The sequence below is a fragment of the Mesorhizobium sp. M0410 genome, from assembly GCF_040321435.1.
Classification (GTDB): domain Bacteria; phylum Pseudomonadota; class Alphaproteobacteria; order Rhizobiales; family Rhizobiaceae; genus Mesorhizobium.
Map to the genome: position 1 here is coordinate 57,006 of NZ_JAMYRN010000009.1, position 16,816 is coordinate 73,821.

Annotated in this window: 15 protein-coding genes and 1 pseudogene; 7 read left to right on the forward strand and 9 right to left on the reverse strand. The window is 62.8% G+C overall.

Annotated features, from left to right (window positions below; genetic code table 11):
• Positions 1-110: 110 nt before the first annotated feature.
• Entirely contained in the window at positions 111-1,364 is a 1,254-nt protein-coding gene (locus NKI63_RS15125) for a hypothetical protein (RefSeq protein ID WP_352687850.1), read from the reverse strand.
• Positions 1,365-1,507: 143 nt separating this feature from the next.
• On the opposite strand from NKI63_RS15125, the gene NKI63_RS15130 reads away from it, so the two are divergent.
• Both NKI63_RS15130 and NKI63_RS15135 read left to right on the forward strand, forming a co-directional pair.
• Complete coding sequence (locus NKI63_RS15130) at positions 1,508-2,548, forward strand: CapA family protein (protein WP_352822100.1); 1,041 nt, start codon at positions 1,508-1,510, stop codon at positions 2,546-2,548.
• Between the two features lie 72 nt (positions 2,549-2,620).
• A complete protein-coding gene (locus NKI63_RS15135; RefSeq protein WP_352822103.1) occupies positions 2,621-3,592 on the forward strand; it encodes a hypothetical protein in 972 nt (323 codons plus the stop codon).
• A 13-nt stretch (positions 3,593-3,605) separates the two neighbouring features.
• On the opposite strand, the gene NKI63_RS15140 is transcribed toward NKI63_RS15135, so the two are convergent.
• Positions 3,606-4,100 (reverse strand): YegJ family protein, encoded by a 495-nt coding sequence (locus NKI63_RS15140; protein ID WP_352822106.1) that lies wholly within the window; start codon positions 4,098-4,100, stop codon positions 3,606-3,608.
• 191 nt (positions 4,101-4,291) lie between these two features.
• On the opposite strand from NKI63_RS15140, the gene NKI63_RS15145 reads away from it, so the two are divergent.
• Positions 4,292-5,914, forward strand: a complete 1,623-nt coding sequence (locus tag NKI63_RS15145) for an FAD-binding oxidoreductase (protein WP_352822108.1) — start codon at positions 4,292-4,294, stop codon at positions 5,912-5,914.
• Positions 5,915-5,921: 7 nt separating this feature from the next.
• Here NKI63_RS15145 and NKI63_RS15150 read toward each other — a convergent pair whose 3' ends face one another.
• From NKI63_RS15150 to NKI63_RS15160, 3 genes are all read right to left on the reverse strand, one after another.
• Positions 5,922-6,431, reverse strand: a complete 510-nt coding sequence (locus NKI63_RS15150) for a hypothetical protein (RefSeq protein ID WP_352737741.1) — start codon at positions 6,429-6,431, stop codon at positions 5,922-5,924.
• Positions 6,432-6,589: 158 nt separating this feature from the next.
• Positions 6,590-7,720, reverse strand: coding sequence for a hypothetical protein (locus NKI63_RS15155; RefSeq protein ID WP_352737742.1), 1,131 nt, complete (start codon positions 7,718-7,720; stop codon positions 6,590-6,592).
• A gap of 6 nt (positions 7,721-7,726) precedes the next feature.
• Positions 7,727-8,161 carry a DUF4383 domain-containing protein gene (locus NKI63_RS15160; RefSeq protein ID WP_023719157.1) on the reverse strand — a complete coding sequence of 145 codons (435 nt, stop codon included), beginning with the start codon at positions 8,159-8,161 and terminating at the stop codon, positions 7,727-7,729.
• A gap of 725 nt (positions 8,162-8,886) precedes the next feature.
• Here NKI63_RS15160 and NKI63_RS15165 point away from each other — a divergent pair.
• Positions 8,887-9,825: a diacylglycerol/lipid kinase family protein gene (locus tag NKI63_RS15165; RefSeq protein ID WP_352777025.1), complete on the forward strand. Its 939-nt coding sequence runs from the start codon at positions 8,887-8,889 to the stop codon at positions 9,823-9,825.
• 614 nt (positions 9,826-10,439) lie between these two features.
• Here NKI63_RS15165 and NKI63_RS15170 read toward each other — a convergent pair.
• From NKI63_RS15170 to NKI63_RS15185, 4 genes and pseudogenes are all read right to left on the reverse strand, one after another.
• On the reverse strand, positions 10,440-11,651 hold the full coding sequence (locus NKI63_RS15170) for a mandelate racemase/muconate lactonizing enzyme family protein (RefSeq protein ID WP_352777026.1): 1,212 nt from the start codon (positions 11,649-11,651) through the stop codon (positions 10,440-10,442).
• Positions 11,648-13,264: a GMC family oxidoreductase gene (locus NKI63_RS15175; protein ID WP_352777028.1), complete on the reverse strand. Its 1,617-nt coding sequence runs from the start codon at positions 13,262-13,264 to the stop codon at positions 11,648-11,650. Before NKI63_RS15175 ends, NKI63_RS15170 begins: the two co-directional genes overlap by 4 nt.
• 111 nt (positions 13,265-13,375) lie before the next feature.
• Positions 13,376-13,750, reverse strand: a pseudogene (locus NKI63_RS15180) (VOC family protein).
• A gap of 27 nt (positions 13,751-13,777) precedes the next feature.
• On the reverse strand, positions 13,778-14,350 hold the full coding sequence (locus NKI63_RS15185) for a GNAT family N-acetyltransferase (RefSeq protein WP_352777029.1): 573 nt from the start codon (positions 14,348-14,350) through the stop codon (positions 13,778-13,780).
• Between the two features lie 359 nt (positions 14,351-14,709).
• Between NKI63_RS15185 and NKI63_RS15190 the strand changes: the two genes are divergently transcribed.
• The 3 genes from NKI63_RS15190 to NKI63_RS15200 all read left to right on the forward strand — a co-directional run bounded on the left by NKI63_RS15190 (position 14,710) and on the right by NKI63_RS15200 (position 16,772).
• Positions 14,710-15,681: an MBL fold metallo-hydrolase gene (locus NKI63_RS15190; RefSeq protein ID WP_352737747.1), complete on the forward strand. Its 972-nt coding sequence runs from the start codon at positions 14,710-14,712 to the stop codon at positions 15,679-15,681.
• 231 nt (positions 15,682-15,912) lie between these two features.
• Positions 15,913-16,308, forward strand: a complete 396-nt coding sequence (locus NKI63_RS15195; protein ID WP_023678380.1) for an acyl-CoA thioesterase — start codon at positions 15,913-15,915, stop codon at positions 16,306-16,308.
• Positions 16,309-16,406: 98 nt separating this feature from the next.
• Positions 16,407-16,772, forward strand: a complete 366-nt coding sequence (locus tag NKI63_RS15200) for a hypothetical protein (RefSeq protein ID WP_352777030.1) — start codon at positions 16,407-16,409, stop codon at positions 16,770-16,772.
• Positions 16,773-16,816 lie beyond the last annotated feature (44 nt).

The window sequence follows — 16,816 nt, forward strand, 5'->3', positions numbered from 1 at the left end:
CCGAATATGGGAGGTATCGGCCAAAATGGAAAGAGCGGAGTGGCGGGTAGCGCGAGGCGCAATTTGGCTGCTGACAGCAGGCTGTCAGGAGCACCCTCCAGGTTTCGTCCTCAGTTAAACCAAAGCGCGAACGTCAGAAACCCGGCGCCGCCGAACTGGCGCTGGATCTGGTTGAACTCCTCGCTTGTGAGAATCTTGCCGCGTTCGAGATAGGGCGCGATGGCCGGCCCGGTGATCGACAGCACCAGGTCGAAGGTTTTTGGCTCATCAAAGAAGCGCTTCATGTTGATGCCTTTGTCGGCGATGCGGAAATGCGGCAGCAAGGTGCGGCCTTCCAGAAGATCCTCGGCCATATCAAGGGCGGCGAGCCAGGCCTGCACCTGCTCCTCGCCGACTTCAAGGCCCGTCAGCGGGCTGGCGCCTTTCTGCTGCGGCCCGGGCAGCCATTCGCGGTCATTGTCGGTTTCGGCGCGGATGGCTTTCCAGTCTTCGCGCGACAGTCGGATCATCTCCATCAGATGGCGGCGCGCCGCTTGCCGGCGCTCAGGCTCGACCACTTGCCAGTTGATGAGATGCACCAGGGAGATGAAGTCGGCGAGGCGCCATTCGGACGTCAGGATGCCGCCATTCATGCCAGCGTCCAGCGGCACGAGCGTATCCTGCAGCGGCAGTTTTGCGCGCGGGAACAGCATGTGGAAGGAGCCGTCGAATGTGTTTTTGAAATCATGCGCCAGCCAGAAGTCTGCCTGCGCCATCAGGAACTCGGCATAGCCCTGCAGCCAATAACCGTCGGCGCGGTCGAAGCGGAAGGTGAGGGCGGGTGCGGCCGCGTCTGGCACACCGCCGCCGCGTGACAGAAACGCCATGATCGCGGCGGCACTTTCGTCCGGCGCGATCTGGCCATCCTCGTTGAGATCGATGCCGAGGCGGGTGAGGTCGATGACCGTGCCGATGTCCGCATCGGCGGGCACCGAACCCAGCGTGGCTGCGGATTTCTCCAACCGATCGCGGAAGGCGACGAGAATGGCGCGGAATTGTTCGTAGGTCAGTGGCTCGGGATTGGCATTGTCCGGCACCGGCAGCCGCATCAGCGGCAGCATGAAGGATTGCGGGCTTTCGAAACCGTGGCGATGCAGGCCGCCGGCCAGGATCTCCAGCGCGGTGAAGAATTCGCCGGCGCCGGCGGCGTAGGCGGCTGCCGGATCGCCTGGCGCGGCGGTTTCAAGAGCGGCAAGAGCGCCGTTACGCTCGGCCACGGTTTTTGCCTCGAACAGGGCCGCGGTATCCGGCACAGCGCCGCCGGCCGAAGACAGCGGCAGGAAAAGAACGATGGCGCATGCCATCAGCCTGGAAAAACGCGTCATCGTGATCACCCCTTTTGTCGCTCCGCAGTGGATCATACACGCATTTGGTTCGCGCGCCTGTAGCCCTGTGGTTCAACGATAACAGTCAGCGCTTCAATCAATCCGGCTGGCGGGCTACACAAGGCAAACCATTGGGCCGTCGCGTGTCGAATTATCCGCTTTCCTACAAACTGTCCTGGCTGCCACGCTTCCTCCGGCCTTCGCTCAATGGCGACGCGCGCGGCTTTGCTCCGGCGGACGCAGCCCTGCTCGACCCGCCGCCGGCGCGGACGGTGCGGCTGGCTTTCGTCGGCGATATCTCGGCGGTGGCCAATCGCAGCGCGCCGGACTGCGATCCGGCGATTGCGGCACTGCTTGCCTCGGCCGATCTCGTGGTCGGCAATTGCGAAAGCCCGGTGGTGGAACGGCCGAGCGCTGTTTTGGGTACGAGGTTTGGCACGCACCACGCGATGAACGAGCGGTTCCTTGCCGAGGCGCTGGCCGCTGCCGGCATTTCGCGCGAAAAACTGGTGCTGTCGCTGGCCAACAACCATGTGCTCGACCAGGGCATCGCCGGCTTCGACGAGACGGTCGCCGTGCTGGAGCAATTAGGCATCCGCACGATCGGCACTGCGGCTCCGGTCGAGCGGTTTGCGGTTGGTTCGCTGACCATAGGCCTTGCCGCCTTTACCTTGTGGCGCAATGCCGACGCGGCTCAGTTCGCGGGCCGTGTCTCGATGCAAGGCGATCCGGCGCAATGGCCGCGCGATGCCGCTTCGGGTGTCGACCTCCTCTGCGCGGTGCCGCATTGGGATTGGGAATTCCGGCATTTTCCACGTGCGAGGACGCGGGCACTGGCGCGGCTTCTGGCCGAACATGGCGTCTGCCTGATCGCCGGGCATCATGCCCATGTCGTGCAGCCGATCGAGCGGATCGGCAAGACGCTCGTCGCCTATGGACTCGGCGATTTCTTCGGCACCGCCTTCGCGCGCCAGCCTTGGCCTGGCCGCATCGGCGCCATTTTCGTCGTCGACATCAGCGCCGATTCCGGCACGCGCGGCGCCATTGCCGCCTACCGGCTGCATGCCTTCATGCGGCTGCGCGCCGGCGATCACGAGCGGCTGGTGCGGGTTGAAATGTTGAAGGGAAAATCAAGGCAAAGGGTTCTGGACCGCCTCGATGCGATCTTCAGTGCCGGGCGCTGACGGCTGCGCTGACGCGGTCCACCAAACCGTTTATCATGCCCAACGCGGGCAGGCTTGTGGCGGCGGTGGGTGATGGAAACTGCGGATTTCATGCCGAGCGAAGCGGTGATCGCCGGCCTCAGGAAGAACATCGAGGCCTATGAGGCCGAAAGAGCTTCGGCCCATCGCCGGACGCGCTTGCGGGTCCCACTTTTCATCGGGCTGGTGCTGGCGTTCGTGGTGTTTGTGGCCTGGCTCTTCAACGGGGTTGCCGACCCGAACGAGCAGTGGGTCTCGACCCCGCATGTGTTCCTCTATGTCGGCGGACTCCTGGCAGCGATCTTGCTCTATTTCCGGGCGATCAAGCCAGCGAGCAAATTGCAGCAGTCGTTTCGCAGCACGCTGTTGCCGACCATCTTCGGTTTCATCGAGGACATGCGGTATCGGCACAACGTTAAGCCGAATTCGTTCGACCGACTGCCGCGTGAGACGGTTGGTTCGTTCAACCGACAGTCTTTCGACGATGTTTTCTCCGGCCGCTACGAAGGGTTTCCATTCGAGCTGTACGAAGCAGATCTACGGGAAGGGACGGGCAAGAGCACGACGGCAGTGTTCAAGGGCGTGATCGTCGCCTTCGAGACGATCGTGCCGTTCCCCGGCACGTTGGTGGCCGCGCGCCGGACCAACAAGGTCGTCGGCTTTCTCCGCGGCATCTTCGGCAGCAAGATGCAGGAACTATCCAGCGGCGTGCCGGAGCTCGATGCCGCCTATGAGTTCCGCACCGACAATATCGAGGCGGCGCGGCCGCTGGTGACGGGCCGGCTGGCGCAGGCGCTGCAATGGCTCGGCGAGACCCGGCCGAACGATCCGGCACGCGTCGCGCTCAACGGCAGCGACGGCTTCCTCCTGCTGCCTCAGGAAAGGAATTTCTTCGAGCTCCCGGATAGCTCCACGCGCCTCGACTACACCAAGCATGTCGCGCCGATGATCGCCGACATGGGCGCGATGCTGGCGACGGCGGCTTTGGTGCGCAAGATCGGGGCGAGGGACGAGGAGGCGGGGTAGCCCGGCTGGGCAGTCAGCAATCGAAGCCGCGTTGGCTACGCATGTAGTCGACTTCTTCCTTCGGCATCGACTTGAACATCACACAGACGGTGAAACTGCCAACCTGGTGACCGTTTTTGGTGTATCCCCAGTCGGAAATATCGTCTCGGTTGAATTCTACATACTGGCCAGCCACGACGTTGTGAACACTATGTGGCTCATTCGCCAATATCCCCACGAATCCGGTTTCGTTCCGCTGGAACGGGATGACCCAGAAGTGTTCGGTCACATGTCCGTCCTTGATCATCACCTTCAGTTTGAATGTCTCCGTTCCAGGTGGCGGTGTCTGGGATAATGCCAGGAATGCGTCCAGGGTGGCACGTGCCTGTGCAGTCGCCGCCGCCATATCTGGATCGTCAGGCGCGACTGCGACGACGCTGTCGTCGCCCTGACTGGAGTCGTGAGCCTCGGCGCATATCGGAGCAAGCTCTAGCATCAGGGACAGTATCGCGCGGGACACGAGCTTCATGGAATGGGCGCCCATACAATGGTCAGCATCATCATGGATCCGTTCGGATCTTCAATCATAGCGCGAAGCATACCTTAATTGCAACCATAAGAAGATGCTCCTGATGCCGCAACTGCCGCTAGTTCTGCTACGCACTCCGGCTCTGGTTTTTGCCGGAAACCCGCGCTATCCCTGAGGCAGCGAGGGGTGTCATGGTCGAAGAACGCAAGGGGTTTCGCCTGTCGCGGCGGCTGCTGCTGGGTGCGGCAGTGGTCGGCGGCGCGATGGTCTGGGGCGGGACGACAGTGGCGCGGCTGGCGCGCGGTCCGTCGGGGCAGAAGAATTCCGGGCGCATCGACGACATTGACGGCATCGATCTGGCGCAGAAGCCGCTGGAGGGCCCGCCAGCCTACGATCCGTCGCTGCCATGGCTGACCAAGGGCGGCGACATCAACGATGCCAGCGGCCTGTCAATGACGCCGGTCTACGGCGTTGTCGAAGTCAGCGAGGAAGACCACGTTGCGAGCGCGCTGGCCTTTGCCCGCACCAATGGCCTGAAGGTCTCGGTCGCGGCTGTGCGCCATTCGATGGGCGGACACGCTTTCGACGACAACGCACTGGTCCTCGACATGCGCAAATTCAACAAGGTCAGCGTCGACCCGGCTGCGAAGACGATGACCTTGCAGCCGGGCGCGCGCTGGCACGACATCCAGAACCTTTTGCACCCGCGCTTTGCGGTGAAGGCGATGCAATCGACCGACATCTTTTCGGTCGGCGGCTCGCTGTCGGTCAACGCGCATGGCATGGACCACCAGGCCGGCTCTGTCGCCGGCTCGATCCGATCGATGCGGGTGATGCTGGCGGACGGTTCGGTGACAACCTGCTCACCGGCCGAAAACACCGAGCTGTTCCGCCACGTCGTCGGCGGCTACGGCCTGTTCGGCGTGGTGCTGGAGGCGACGCTCGACATTGTCGACAATGCCGTCTACCGGACCTCGCGCGAGATCATCAAATCGGACGACTTTCCAAGGTTCTTCGCCGAGGTGCTGGAGCCAAACAGGGCGATCGGTCTGTGTTATGGGCACCTGTCGACAGCGCCGGGTAATTTCCTCGAGGATATGATCGTCTACCGCTATGACAAGGTGGCCAACCAGCCGCCGGCCGACCAGCCGGCAATCGGCGAACCGGGTTCAGTCGGGCTCAAACGGGTGATCATCAACCTGGCGAAATGGGGAAGCCTGTTCCAGGAACTGAAATGGTTCACCGAAAAGACGCTGGAGCCGCAATTCGAGAGCTGCACGGTGGCGCGCACGACGGCAATGGCCGAAGGCGAGGCCTGCCTCGTCACCCGCAACAATCCGATGCACGATTCAGTGCCCTATCTGTTCAACGATCTGCTCGATGAGACCGACATCCTGCACGAGTATTTCATCCCGCGCGCCGCTTATAACCCGTTTATCGCCGAAGCGCGCGAGATCCTGCGCAACCAGAGCCTGCCGGTGCTCAACGCGTCGGTGCGCGTCGTCCACAAAGAGGATGTGGCGCTGAATTATGCGCCGGAGCCGGCCTATTCGCTGGTGCTCTACATCAATCAGCCGACCGACGCCGACGGCAATGCCAGGATGCGGGCGCTGACAAGGGCGCTGATCGATGTGACGATCAAGCATGGCGGGCGTTTCTTCCTGCCCTACCAGCTCCACTACACGGGCAAGGAACTGCTTGCGTCCTATCCGGAACTGCCGTCCTTCCTGGCGAAGAAGCGGCAATACGATCCGGATGAGCTGTTTTCGTCGACTTTTTATCGCGCCATCAGGGCATTGATCGGCACGGCCTGAGCGTCGGTTACAGACCGTCAGGCAGTTTCGCCGCCAGCCAGTTCGCCGAGCGCTTGGCGATGCCGATCGTTGCCGCTGCGGCGCGGCCGAGATCGGTCTTGACCACGGCGTAACCCGCCTTCGTGCGGTAGAGCACCGCGCGGCCGCCATCGACCGCCGCTTCATAGGCGACTGGCCGGACGGTTTCCGTTTCCGTCGCCGTTGCCTGCGTTCCGACGGCAGCACTGGGCCGATGGCTCAGTTCCGGTGGCAGCGGGTCTGTCGCGGCGGTGCTGGCCGTCGTCAATTCGGGCTCCGAAGCGGTCGCCGCGAGCTGAGATGACGAGTTCTGTGTCCGGCAGATGCCGGAGACCAGCGGATAGTCAAAATTGCGCTCGTGCAGCATCTGGCTTTTCATCGCCGCTTCGCATTCGGCGATGGTCGACCATTTGGCGGGCGTCTCGCCGATATATTCGCAAAGCCTGGCGTCGCAATCGCAGCCGACGATGGTCATGGCGACAAGGGCGGTCTTGATCACAATCTTGTCCCTCCGAGTTGCCTGGCGATGTGCGCAAGACAAAGTGCTGCGGGGTCATCAATCGTTGCGGAACAAGGCGGGATTTGGCCGCGATTGTGGAATGAGCGTGGCGGAGCATCACGCAACGTCTTGCCGGGGCCGGCTGTGGCCGAAAGGCCTCAGTAATCGTAGACGTGCTCGAGCCTGGCGCCCGCCGTCATCAGCGCCGGCAGCACGATGTGCAGCTTGCGCACGGCGACGGTCAGGCCGGTGCGTCGCGTCGAAGGTTCCGCCGGAAGCGGGTAGCTGAACAAGGTGCGTGCACCTTCGGGAACATTGATTTCGTCGTTGGAAAGCATGGTGACCATGATCTCGTCATTGCCGCCGATCTCGACGAAGGAGATGCCCTTGCCGATCAGGCGCGGGATCATGTCGGTGAACACCTGATAGCGCCTTGTCACGAAGACCATGCCATCGGCGCCGAGATCGCGCTCCAGCAAGGTGTCGGGCTCGTTGCGCGTCACCTCGCTGACCGGACCCTTGGCCCAGACGTGAATGTCGAGCAAGGCCGGGTCGGTGGTGGCGGCGAGCGCCGACTTGATCAGATCGGCGTAGCCTTGCTTGATGGTGTCGGCGAGGCCGAAGGCGAGCTTGCGTTCGCTGGTGCGGAAGGCGCTGTCGTCCGCTGCCGGCTGAACGGCGAACAGGCCGGCACGCTTTTCGGCATAGGGAAACTGGTACCACGGCACCTGGTCGAGAAAACCGGCATAGTCCGCCGCCACCTTGGCCTGGTAGATATCGACGGCGGTGCGCTTGCCGGCGGTCGCTTCAGTGACGCGGCCGACCGTATTTTCATAGGCCCACTGGATGGCGTGCTCGATCGTGTGGCTGGTGCCGATGATCACCAGCATCTGGTGGTTGTCGAGGTTGAACTTGTAGGCGGAGCTGGCGCGGATGACCGTCGCATAGTCCTGCCAGAAACGGCCGATATAGGAGAGATAGGGAAAACCGCTCGGCTGGTTCTTGTCGACGAAGCCGGCATATTCGCGGGCGGCGTAGACGATGGCCCATTCCGGATAGGTGAGAAAGGTCGATTCCTCCGTCCGCTGGTAGCCGGGGATTTCGGCACGGATCTTGTCGGCCAGCGCCTTCGGCGGGGCACCCTCAGCGACGCCCGACAATGGCGTTGTGTCCAGCGACGGCGTCGTGAGAAAGCCGTAGGCCAGCCCGGCGATCGGGATCAACACGACAATGACGACGAGCCAGAGGATCGCCTTGATGATGCGCTTCAGCCAGCGGAACAGGAACATGGCCGGTCAGGCCGTGGCGAAATGGTCGTACACACGTTTCGACAGCCAGAACCCGACATAGACGGCGAAGCCGCCGATGACGATGTGCGGCAGGTTGGCGAAGAAGCGGGCCGGGAATTCGATGTCGTTCAAGGAGCGGAAGCCGTTGATGAAAATGCCGCCATCGAGGCAACCGGAACCGGTGACCAGGCCGAGCACGCCGTCGAACAGATAGACCGAGCCGAACAGCTTGAAATAGAACACGGCCTGGCGGTGCGAGATGAAGGCGGCCGCCAGCGCCCAGACGCCGGAGAAGGCGTGCAACAAATCATCATACCATTGCAGCGAGAACAGGCCGAACAGATTGCCGCCGGCATCGTTGAAGGCCGGCACATAGCCGATGGCAACAACGCCGAAGAACAGGAAAGCATAGGCAACAGCAAGCTTCTGGATGAGCGTCATGAAATGTCCCCCTGCCGTCAGCCCTTTTAAGCGGCCCCCGACGGCAAATGGATAGTAGCTGATTTTGGCGCAGGGTGAAGCGTCGCCGACAAAATCGTCAGGCGGGGCCACAAAGACAGTCGGCGCCGGGATTTCTCCCAGCGCCTCCCTGTCAGATCAGGACACGGTCGCGGCAGCAACTCCCGAAAGGTGTCGCGCCATGCCGGCCTTGATTTTGACGGTCCTGCCAGTCGCCACCCGAGGGTAGCGTCCGTTCCGGACCACGCCGGTCTCCGCTCTTGCGAGCTTTGCCCAGCGCGCCATCGAAGGTTTTTGCCGTCCTTCATGGCAGCATCGGTCCGCCGTCGGCGTTCGCACGCTTTCCGCGGCCCCGTAGCTCTCGGCTTCCATCCCTCCAACAGGCAAGCCTGTTCTCGTTCAGGGCCGTACGGGCCTCAGGAAATCTGCCGTTCCGCTTTGCCTTTCGGCGTCGCGATCGGTAGCCGCCTGAGATGGGTTTAATGTATGTCGGATAAGTGTTTGGCGGAACTGCCGCATGCCTGTGGATAGCGGGATTATCGGGGACTGACCCTGCCAAAACAGCGACTGCCGCCGCCGGTCGGGATTTTGCCGCCTCGAAGCCGAAACCGCATTGTCGGACATTCGATCTTGCCCCGCGGGCCGGCGCGGGCTTCAATGCCGGCAAATGATTGGAAGGCGTGTTCGATGGCCTTGGGGAGGCGGGCTTGAAGGTCGCGGTGGTTCTCAATCCGATCGCCGGCGGCGGCAGGCTCAAGCGGCATTGGCCCGAGGTTGCGGCGTCGCTGAAAAGACATTTCGGCGATTTCGAGCTGCGTGAAACGCAGGCCGAGGGCGATGCCGAACGGCTGGCGCTCGACCTTGCCGCCATCGGCTTCGAGCTGGTGATCGCGGCCGGCGGCGACGGCACCGCCAGCGAGGTCGCCGACGGGCTGCTGAAAGCTTTCCGGGAAAGCGGCCGGACGGCCGAGCTTGGGCTGCTGCCGTGCGGCGCCGGCATCGACTTCGCGCGCGGGCTCGGCCTGTCGAACAATGTCGACCTGACACTGAAGCGGATTGCCGAGGCCAAAGGCCGCAAGGTGGATGCCGGGTGCATTAGCTATGTCGACGACCACGGCGCGCTTGCCAGCCGCCATTTCATCAACATCGCCAGCCTCGGGCTCTCCGGCGCCACCGACCGGGCCGTCAACGCCGACAAGCGCAAGGGCAAGGTTTCCGCCAAGGCGATGTTCTACTGGCGCACGGTCTGGGAGTTCCTCCGCTACCGCTTCCAGGACGTCGCAATCACCATCGACGACGGTGCCCCGGTCGAGGCGCGCATGGCACTGGTGGCGGTGGCCAACGGCAAATTCTTCGGCGGCGGCATGATGATCGCGCCCGACGCCGAGCTTAACGACGGCGAGTTCGACATCGTCATTCTGCGTGCGGCCGGCAAGCTGAAGCTGATCTGGGACATCCGCCTGCTCTATGGCGGGCGGCACCGCAACCATCCGGCGATCACCATCCTGCGCGGCAAGAAAGTGGTTGTCGAGCCGCTCGGCGATGTGCAAAAGAACGCCGCGCTGATCGACATAGACGGCGAATCGCCGGGTCGCATACCGGCGACCTTCGAGATCCTGCCCGGCGCCTTGACGCTAAGATATTGAATCAAGGCATTGAGGGGTTGATTCAAGTTCTTTCGGCGGTGATTCCGGCGATCCGGCCAATGTGCTGAAATCGCGTGAGAATTGCCTGATGTCAGGCCTCGAGCTTGGCCGGGAAACCAGGCGCGCGAAGATCGGTTCCGATCGCATCTTCCAGAAGCCTGACGATCATGGTCGACCAATTCCTTGAAACAGTGATTTTGGCAGGTGGCGGCCCATCGGCAGCGAACGTCGGTCGTTCCTGTCGGTGGTAAATCGCAAACCCTGGAGATTGGCCGAATCCCCCCAACTTCGTCATCCCAGGGCGAAGCAGGAGCGAAGCTCCATCGCGGAGACCCTGGGATCCATGCCGTAACCTTGATCAAAGAGTGCAGCGGAGCAGAATTTTGCACCGCAGCAGCGCTCTGAAGTCGCGGCATGGATCCCGGGGTCTGCGCCGCGTCGCTCCGCTCCTTGCTCCGCCCCAGGATGACGAAGCGATGGGCGTTTGCGCTAATCGCCAAGGCATGCGGTCCGTCAACGCAAGCGACCCGTCAAGTCCTCTGTGCCGAGGAACCAGGCGCCGGGCCGCGGTCGTAGACGGCGACGGCAAAAGCCGTTGCGGATCAGGCTGGCGCTCACGGCATCAGCGGGGTCTGCATCATCTGCAAATGCAGGTCCTTGCCGGTCCAGGGATGCGCTTCGCAAACGGCTTCATCGAGTTCGACGCCGAGGCCGGGCTCCTTCGACGGGATGACATTGCCGTCCTGCCATTCGATCTTCTTCTTGAGCAGCTTCTCGTGAAATCCGCCCCACTGCTTCAGCGATTCCAGAATGAGGAAGTTGGGCAGCGTCACCGCGAGCTGGATGTTGGCGGCGCCGACGATCGGCCCGCAATAGCAGTGCGGCGCGATCTGGATGTGATAGGCTTCGGCCATGGCGGCGATCTTCTTGGTTTCGAGAATGCCGCCGGAGCGGCCGAGGTCCGGCTGCAGAATGGTCGCCGCGCGGTTCTCGATCACACGCGCGAATTCGAACTTGGTCGTCAGCCGCTCGCCGGTGGCAATCGGGATCGAGGTCGCGCGGGCGACCTGCGCCATCACCTCGGGCATGTCGGGCGGCACCGGCTCCTCGAACCACAGCGGGTCATAAGGCTCGATGGCGCGCGCGAGGCGCAGCGCACCCGAAGCTGTGAACTGGCCGTGCGTGCCGAACAGGATATCGGCGCGGGTGCCGACCGCCTCGCGGATCGCCTTGACCATACGGGCGGAGAGATCGATGTCGACGAGGCGCGGCTGGTGGCCGTCGAAGGCGGTGTAGGGGCCGGCTGGGTCGAGCTTGACCGCGTTGAAACCCTGCTCGACATATTCGAGCGCGCAGGCGGCGGCCAGATCGGGGTCGTTGTAGACGTTCTTGCCGCGGGCGTCCTCGGAGTGGACGCTGCCGCTGTGCGGGTAGAGGTAGGTATAGGAACGCAGCGTTTCGTGCACCTGGCCACCAAGCAACTTGTAGACCGGCTTGCCGGCCTCCTTGCCGATGATGTCCCAGCAGGCGATTTCGAGCGCCGAGAAACAGCCCATGCCCGACACGTCGGGGCGCTGGGTGAAGCCTGACGAATAGGCGCGGCGGAAGAAGTTTTCGACGTCGTGCGGATCGCGGCCGACGAGATAGCGCTCTGCCATGTCCTCGACCATTTTTGCGGTGACATGGGCCGAGAAGGTGGCGTTGTAAGCTTCGCCATAGCCGACGACGCCGCCATCGGTGGTGAGCTTGACGAAGATGAAATACTTGCCGCCGATGCCGGGCGGCGGATTGCCGACCACCCAGGTCTTGACGTCGGTGATTTTCATTGCTGATCCTCCAGAACCAGTTCGGCGCCCTTCCATCCGGTCATGATCGCGGCGGCGTTGGTGTTGCCGGTGATGTTGTCGGGAAAGATCGAGGCGTCGATGACGCGCAGGGCTTCGATGCCGTGCACCCGCAGGCGCGGGTCGACGACGGCGCGCGCGGCGTCAGGCCCCATGCGGCAGGTCGAGACCGGATGATAGACGGTGCCCGAGCGCTTCCTGAAATCCTGGATGAGATCTGCATCGGAGGTGATCGAGGGACCGGGCAAAACCTCCTCCTCGATGATCTCGGCCATCGCCGGCATCGATGCGATCTTTCTGACGAATTTCACCGCTGCCAGCATTTCGGCGACGTCTGCCTCGGTTGAAAACGCGTTGGCGACGATTTTGGGATAATCGCGCGGATTGGCGGAGCGGATCATGATTTCACCGCGGCTCGACGGACGGCAGTTGGACAGCCCGATGGAAAAGCCGGGCCACGGATCGGGCGTCAGGATCGGCCGCTCGCCGCTCTTCGGAATGACGGTCGAGAAGGCCTGGAAATAGAGCTGCATGTTGGGCCGTGCCGCGGCCGGATCGGTGCGGAAGAAGCCGCCGGCATTGTTCATCGACAGCGACAGCGGGCCTGAGCGCAAAAACACGTACTGCATGCCGACCAGCAGCTTGCCCCACCACGGGCGCAGGACCTGGTTGAGCGTCGGCAGCCTGCCCTTGAAGGTGTAGTTGATGCCGACATGGTCCTGCAGGTTTGCCCCGACATTCTCGTTGGCGTGAACGACAGGAATGCCGAGCGCGCCAAGCAGCGCCGACGGGCCGATGCCGGAGAGCTGGAGAAGTTGGGGCGAATTGACCGAACCCCCCGACAGGATGATTTCGCGGCCGGCGCGGGCGGTTTTCGTGGCACCATTCTGGAGATACTCGACGCCGATGGCGCGCTTGCCCTCGAAAAGGATTTTGGTCGCCAGCGCGTTGATCTCGACGCGGACGTTTTTGCGCTTCATCGCCGGGCGCAGGAAGGCGCGCGCCGCCGACATGCGGCGGCCGTTCCTGGTGGTGATCTGGTAGACGCCGACGCCTTCCTGCGAGGCGCCGTTGAAATCCGGGTTGAGCGGCATGCCGGCTTGATTGGCGGCCGCGAGATAGCGCTTGGTGAGCGGATGGACGGAGGTCGAGCAGTCGGTGATATGCAGCGGCCCACCGACGCCGCGCCATTGGTCGGCGCCGGCCTGGTTGTCCTCCAGCGCCTTGAAGGCGGGCAGCAGGTCGTCGAAGCCCCAGCCGGGATTGCCGGCGTCCCGCCAGGCGTCGAAATCCTCGCGCGCGCCCCTTATCCAGACCATGGCGTTGATCGAGCTCGAACCGCCGAGCAGCTTGCCGCGCGGCCAGTGGTCGACATTGCCGGCGAGACCCGGGTCCGGCTCGGCCTTGTAGTTCCAGTTGACTGCCGGATCGAAGAAGGTCTTGCCATAGCCGAGCGGCATCTGCACGTAGAAGCGGCGGTCGCTGCCGCCGGCCTCGAGCACCAGCACCGAGAAGCGGCCGGAAGCCGACAACCTTTCGGCCAGGACCGAGCCGGCCGAGCCGGAACCGACGATGATGAAGTCATAGGTCTGCATGGTGGATAAAGATGGCCCTGAATTTCGCCCAGCCTAGACGCCGCGGACCGCCGCCATCACGGAGCTTCCGGCATCGCTTGTGAAAAAAGCGACTGGCGCGCGCTGCTCACGCTATGACGCGACTGCTTTGCGGAAGGCGCGGCTGGAAATTGAAATCGTGTTATCGCATGGGTCATGGGCGTTGGCGAAAACATAGCCGCCCGCCTCATGCAGGGCGCCGAATAGCAGGCCGTCGCTGGCGCGTTGCGCAGGAAACGCCTGGACGTCCTCGACATCGAAACCAGTTTAACGGTCGATTTGTCCCGACCGCTGTCCTTTGCCAGCCTGGTGGAGCATCAGGCGTGTGCCTCCGGCTGGACTGACCAATTCGATAATACGGTCACCGTCCTCTCGATGCGCTTTGAAACCGAAATGCTTTTCGTAGAAGGCGACTGTCGCTTCCAGGTTCTTGGCGTAGAGAACAATTCGATTGAGCGCTAAAGCCAATTGTTCCTCCACCAACCGATCCGAGCATCACAGGCGATGATCGGCAATCTGCTTGAAATCATAGCGCATGATCGGGCGGGCCGGGGTCCTGCGGGCGACGACCCTGAACCCGGCGCGCGCGAAGGTGGAGGCATATCCGCTGCCGGAAGCGCTCGGCGATACGTCTGCGTCGAAAGGATAGGCTTCGAGCGCCGGAGCATTTGCGTGCCTTGCGACTTCCAGGGCCTGTGCAATCAGCTGGGATGTTACGCCCCGCCGGCGGTATTGTCTTCGCACGTAGAGGCAGGACAGGGACCAGACCGGCCTGTCATCCACGCGCTTGAGCCGAAATAGCCGATCGAGCCAGGGCAGAGCATCTCGCGGTGTCACCTGGCACCAGCCGATAGCCATGTCGCCGTCGAAAGCAAGCAAACCCGGAGGCGGACCATGCTGGACGGCTTGCCGGAACGCTGCCTTGTTTTCCTCACCGGATCGTTTTCGATAAGAACGACCGATCCGCCCGTACATACACCAACAACGACTGCAGACGGCGCTGTCACCGAACAGGTCCTCGAGTGCCGGCCACAGATCGGGCGTCAGTGGGCGAAAGGTAAGCTTCATGTCAGCCGTCATCCGCTACCTATCTTGCCCAGTCTAGCCTGCACTGCGCGCTAGCGCATCATAGATTGCAGTTCATGCGGGTGATGTTCGAAAAGGGGATTTCGCTCAGCATCCCCGCCGTTCTCCGGCTCGGCGCAGAAAATTGATTGCTGCCTAATCTGCAGCAGTTAACTGCATCCCATCGCTATTCCCGCTGTTTATGAGGCGCATTATTGATGTCGCAAGGAGTTCGCCGTGAACAGCGCCGACCCGCCCGAAGGTCTTCCATTTCCATGGAGTGGTCCGAGCGGTCGGCATCCGCCCTGCGGCGATCCCGTACCCTGCGCCCAGCTTTCAGCTGCAATTCGAAAGACAAGACCATGAATATCAACCGTCGAACGTTCGGTATCGGCACCTTTAGTGCCGGCGCCCTGCTACTTCCCCCGATCAGCCTCTTTGGGAGCAACGCTGCGGCTATCGCCGCCCCGTCTCCGGCTTCGCTTGCGAGCGCCCACAGGTTCATGCTCGGCGACCTCGAGATCACAGCACTGAGCGACGGCTACCTCAATCTCGGCCTCGAACTCTTCCCTTCCGCAGATACCGCTGCCGCCGAAGCGCTGCTGGCAAAGGCATTCCTGCCAAAACCACTCCCGACCTCGGTCAATGCTTACCTTGTCACCAAAGGCGACAGACGGGTACTGATCGATACCGGCACGGCATCGGCGCTGGGGCCCATACTGGGACATATACCCGAGGCGCTCGCCGCCGCTGGCGTCGGGCCGGAAGAAATCGACACGATAATCATCACCCACCTCCATCCCGACCATGCCAACGGCCTTGTCGGTATTGGCGGCACGGCCGCCTTCCCGGCAGCGGAGGTCGTGGTTGCCGCGCCGGAATTCGCTTTCTGGCACGATGACGGGATACGGTTCAAGGCGCCCGACCAGATGAAGCCGTACTTCGAAATAGCGCGCAAATCGCTGCTGCCTTACCATGGCAAGGTCCGGAAGATCAAAGGCGAGGTCGAGATCGCGCCCGGGATCAGCGCGTTGCCTGCGCCTGGACACACGCCGGGGCATCTCGCGCTTCGAATTGGCTCTGGTGATGCCAACCTGCTGCTCTTGACTGACGTAATCCACGCCTCCGCGCTGCAATTTGCGCATCCGGAATGGGCAATCGCCTTCGACGTGGACCAGGAGGCCGCAATCGCCACGCGCAAGAAGGTGCTCGACATGGTGTCGGCGGATGGCCTGCTCGTCGCGGGTATGCACCTGCCCTTCCCAGGCATCGGTCATGTCATCCGCGACGGCAACGCCTACGCCTACGTCCCGACACCCTGGCCCGCTTTGTGAAGCACGGCTATCGGCGAGGGCTTGGTTCTGTCGCGCCATCGGGCGCGCCAGCCTTCTCACCTCGGCCATAGAATGCAATCCTACTGGTTGGGCTCGTCTAGCTGCGCACAGCATCCTTTCAACACCGTCGACCGATACCCGAACTGCAGGCCGCGACACCATTCAATGGCGTTGACCTGTCCGTGCCGCGACGGTACGGGGTCTGGGCGATCGGTTCGAGAGGATTGGCCAATGGTGCATTATGCGGACGGGCGGCCGATCGGCGATCTTACGCTCAGGACGCTGGCTATGCCTTCGGACGCCAATGCGGCAGGCGACATTTTTGGCGGCTGGGTGATGGCGCAGATGGATCTCGCCTGCGGCATCCGCGCCGCCGAGCGCGCCAAGGGCCGCGTGGTGACGGCGGCGGTGAAGGAAATGTCCTTCGCCAAACCGATGAAGATCGGCGACACGCTGTGCATCTATACGCATGTCGAACGCGTCGGCCGCACCTCGATGACGCTCAAGGTCGAGGCCTGGGCGCAGCGCTATCTCTCCGACCTGATGGAGAAGGTCACCCATGCCGACTTCGTCATGGTGGCGCTGGACGGCGAAGGCAAGCCGAAGGCGGTTCCGGCCGAAGGCTGACCCGGCCTGATTCCAGAAGACGGATTTAGACAGCAGTCTCTCCCGCGCGGGGGATGCGGACAGCGATCCCGCGTGGTCTTTGACCGACGGGTTCCCGCATGCGCGCCTGCAGCGCGACCGACGGGATCTTGGGAGGAAAGACAATGCGTCAACACATGCTGAACGCTGCCCTGGCGAGTGCCTTTGCAGCCTTGCTCTGCCTGTCGTCAGCAAGCGCCTTTGCCGAGGTCAAAAAAGGCGATCCAGGCGCCACCTGCACGTCGGAAAATCGCACAATCAACGGGCAGGCGGCCAAGTGCGAGATCTGCTCGGCGACGAAATGCGACACCAGCGGCACGACGGTGAGCAATTGCCGCAAGGAGACGACCACGACCTGCACGATTGGCGGCAAGGTGGTCAGTCCCAACCCGAAATGGAACCGGATCGAGAAGCTGCCGAAGAGCAAGATGCAGTTACAGCAGTAGGGCTCGTCCGGAGCATCCCCGACAGCTTCAAACCCTTGCAGCGC

Coding starts and splice junctions, on each gene's coding strand:
- NKI63_RS15125 (WP_352687850.1), bottom strand. CDS start 1,364: ATGACGCGTTTTTCCAGGCTGATGGCATGCGCCATCGTTCTTTTCCTG.
- NKI63_RS15135 (WP_352822103.1), top strand. CDS start 2,621: ATGGAAACTGCGGATTTCATGCCGAGCGAAGCGGTGATCGCCGGCCTC.
- NKI63_RS15140 (WP_352822106.1), bottom strand. CDS start 4,100: ATGAAGCTCGTGTCCCGCGCGATACTGTCCCTGATGCTAGAGCTTGCT.
- NKI63_RS15145 (WP_352822108.1), top strand. CDS start 4,292: ATGGTCGAAGAACGCAAGGGGTTTCGCCTGTCGCGGCGGCTGCTGCTG.
- NKI63_RS15155 (WP_352737742.1), bottom strand. CDS start 7,720: ATGTTCCTGTTCCGCTGGCTGAAGCGCATCATCAAGGCGATCCTCTGG.
- NKI63_RS15160 (WP_023719157.1), bottom strand. CDS start 8,161: ATGACGCTCATCCAGAAGCTTGCTGTTGCCTATGCTTTCCTGTTCTTC.
- NKI63_RS15170 (WP_352777026.1), bottom strand. CDS start 11,651: ATGAAAATCACCGACGTCAAGACCTGGGTGGTCGGCAATCCGCCGCCC.
- NKI63_RS15175 (WP_352777028.1), bottom strand. CDS start 13,264: ATGCAGACCTATGACTTCATCATCGTCGGTTCCGGCTCGGCCGGCTCG.
- NKI63_RS15185 (WP_352777029.1), bottom strand. CDS start 14,350: ATGAAGCTTACCTTTCGCCCACTGACGCCCGATCTGTGGCCGGCACTC.
- NKI63_RS15190 (WP_352737747.1), top strand. CDS start 14,710: ATGAATATCAACCGTCGAACGTTCGGTATCGGCACCTTTAGTGCCGGC.
- NKI63_RS15195 (WP_023678380.1), top strand. CDS start 15,913: ATGGTGCATTATGCGGACGGGCGGCCGATCGGCGATCTTACGCTCAGG.
- NKI63_RS15200 (WP_352777030.1), top strand. CDS start 16,407: ATGCGCGCCTGCAGCGCGACCGACGGGATCTTGGGAGGAAAGACAATG.